Here is a 2,569-nt window from a genome sequence, read left to right as displayed (position 1 = left end):
GACGCCCGCCGCTTCCAGTACCGCATATTTGGCCGCCGCCGTTCCTGCGCCACCGTCGATGATAGCCCCCGCATGACCCATGCGCTTGCCCTTGGGCGCCGTGGAACCAGCAATGAAAGCCACCACCGGTTTACGGACATGCTTCTGGATAAAGGCCGCCGCGTCCTCCTCCATGCGTCCGCCGATCTCGCCCACCATGACAATCACCTCGGTCTGCGGGTCCGCCTCAAAAAGCTGCAATATTTCAATAAAATCCATGCCAATCAGGGGGTCTCCGCCGATGCCCACGCAGGTACTCTGCCCCAGGCCCAGGCGGGTGGTCTGCTCTACCGCTTCATAGGTGAGGGTGCCGGAGCGGGAAACAATGCCTACCCGTCCGGTCTGGTGAATGGCGCCGGGCATGATCCCGATCTTGGACTGTCCCGGCGTGATGATTCCCGGACAGTTAGGGCCGATGAGTCGCGTCGCTGTGTCCGCCAGATAATGCTTCACCATCAGCATGTCATGCACCGGAATACCTTCGGTGATGCAGACGATGAGTTGGATACCCGCGGCAGCCGCCTCAATGATCGCATCGGCGGCAAAAGGTGAGGGTACATAGATCACACTGGCCTCGGCCCCGGTATCCTGCACAGCACCAGCCACCGTATCAAACACCGGCAGATCAAGATGGCGGCTGCCGCCCTTGCCGGGGGTCACCCCACCCACCATGCAAGTGCCATAGGCCATGGCCTGTTGCGAGTGAAAAGTCCCCTGCTTGCCGGTAAAGCCCTGGCAGATCACACGCGTTTCGCGGGACAGCAATATGCTCATAGATGCACCAGAATCATGATAAGAAGAATACCAATTACCGCCTCTCCGAGGAGCAGAAGAAGCACATAGGGATTGCGCCGGGGTGCCGGACCGATTTTATCGACATCCGCGCGCAAAGCCGCCAGATCCCGGCGCAACGCATCGATATCGTCAGCCTGCGCGACAGATTTAAGCCGCTCATCGAGAATCTGATCGAGCAACACCGCCATCTCCGCCATCACCTCAGCACTTTTTTGATCGGCACCACGTTTTACATAGACATCGGCGAGACGGGAAATCAGCGGGCCGGAGCTGCGCAGCACCGGCCACAGGCGTTGTAACCAGAGGATATTGATAGACACGTCAACCCTGTGCCGCGGCGACAGCTTTCATCGCCGCATCCGTAAGACCGTCGGCGGTGATCAGGGAGAGACCACTGTCACGCAGCAGGGCCATGCCCTCCTCCTTTTTAGTGCCCTCCAGACGCACCACCACCGGCAGATGAATACCCACCTCTGCCGCGGCCTGGATGATGCCTTCCGCGAGCAGATCACAGCGGGTGATGCCCCCGAAGATATTGACCAGTATCGCCTTCACCCGGATGTCCGAGAGAATGAGCTTGAAGGCCTGGGTGACCTTGTCCGCGGCCGCACCACCGCCCACATCCAGAAAATTGGCGGGCTCGCCGCCGTGTAGTTTGATCAGATCCATGGTCGCCATGGCCAGACCGGCCCCGTTGACCATGCAGCCGATGTTGCCCTCCAGGGAGATATAGTTCAGTCCAAACTGCCGCGCGGTAATCTCTCGCCCATCCTGCTGGGTAGAATCAAAGAGCTCATCTGACTCAGGGTGGCGATACAGGGCGTTGTCATCCATCACCACCTTGGCATCCAGGGCCAGCAGTTTGCCTTCAGTCGTGATGGCAAGGGGATTGATCTCCACCATCAGGGCATCGAGCCGTTGCGCCAGGCGATACATGCCCTGCATGATGCGGGTGAGTTGCTGCACCTGGCTGGCGTCCAGTCCGAACTGGAAACCGAGCTGGCGCGCTTGAAAAGGCAGGAAGCCGGTGCTGGGCTCGACCACGACCCGATGCAGGGCCTCCGGCCGGGAGGCCGCCAGCTCCTCAATATCCATGCCGCCTTCCCGGGTAGCCAGAAAGGTAATCCGTGCCTGCCCCCGATCCACCATCAGGGCCAGATAAAGCTCGCGGGCAATCTGGCTGGGTTCCTCAATGAGCAAGGCCGCCACATGCTGGCCCTGGGGACCGGTCTGCGCCGTGACCAGCGGTTTACCCAGCAACTCCTGCGCCGCCTTTTCCACCTGGGCAATGCTTTCCACCATCCGCACGCCACCGGCCTTGCCGCGTCCACCGGCATGGACCTGGGCTTTGACAACCCAGGCCGAGCCACCCAGTTCACGGGCCTGATTCACGGCCTCCCGCACCGAGAAGGCGGGAATGGCGCGGGGCACCGGCACTCCTTCTTCGGCGAGCAGACGCTTGGCCTGATACTCATGCAAATTCATGAAATTTCCTCACAAACGGCGCACCAGCGCCGCACTGAACTCCGCCGTACTCAAGGCGGGAACGTCACCGCGCAAGGCCGCCAGGTCACCGGTCACCTCGCCGCTGGCGATGGCCGCGTTCATGGCCACCACGATGCGCGTCGCCGCCTCACCCCAACCCAGATGCTCCAGCATCATCACCGCCGACAAAATCAGCGAACTGGGGTTGGCCTTACCCTGCCCGGCGATGTCCGGCGCCGTGCCGTGGGTA

General features: G+C 61.4%; 4 protein-coding genes. All 4 read right to left on the bottom strand.

The features are described 5' to 3' along the window. Positions 1-813 (bottom strand): succinate--CoA ligase subunit alpha (gene sucD, locus HF921_RS12740; RefSeq protein ID WP_215893947.1); only part of this gene is annotated, 813 nt, incomplete at its 3' end. Further along, positions 810-1,154, bottom strand: a complete 345-nt coding sequence (locus HF921_RS12735) for a hypothetical protein (protein ID WP_064219680.1) — start codon at positions 1,152-1,154, stop codon at positions 810-812. The genes sucD and HF921_RS12735, both read right to left, overlap by 4 nt. A 1-nt stretch (position 1,155) precedes the next feature. Further along, entirely contained in the window at positions 1,156-2,319 is a 1,164-nt protein-coding gene (gene sucC, locus HF921_RS12730; RefSeq protein ID WP_215892219.1) for an ADP-forming succinate--CoA ligase subunit beta, read from the bottom strand. Between the two features lie 9 nt (positions 2,320-2,328). Then, the coding region (locus HF921_RS12725) for an isocitrate/isopropylmalate family dehydrogenase (protein ID WP_264318208.1) at positions 2,329-2,569 on the bottom strand (241 nt) is incomplete at its 5' end.

The organism is Acidithiobacillus ferriphilus (assembly GCF_018854775.1).
GTDB lineage: Bacteria > Pseudomonadota > Gammaproteobacteria > Acidithiobacillales > Acidithiobacillaceae > Acidithiobacillus > Acidithiobacillus ferriphilus.
Note: the sequence above shows the minus strand (reverse complement) of the source record. Positions and strands in the feature narration are given on the sequence as shown.

What these genes read in the sequence shown, in the direction of transcription:
- sucC (WP_215892219.1), bottom strand. Translation starts at nt 2,319, where the DNA reads ATGAATTTGCATGAGTATCAGGCCAAGCGTCTGCTCGCCGAAGAAGGA.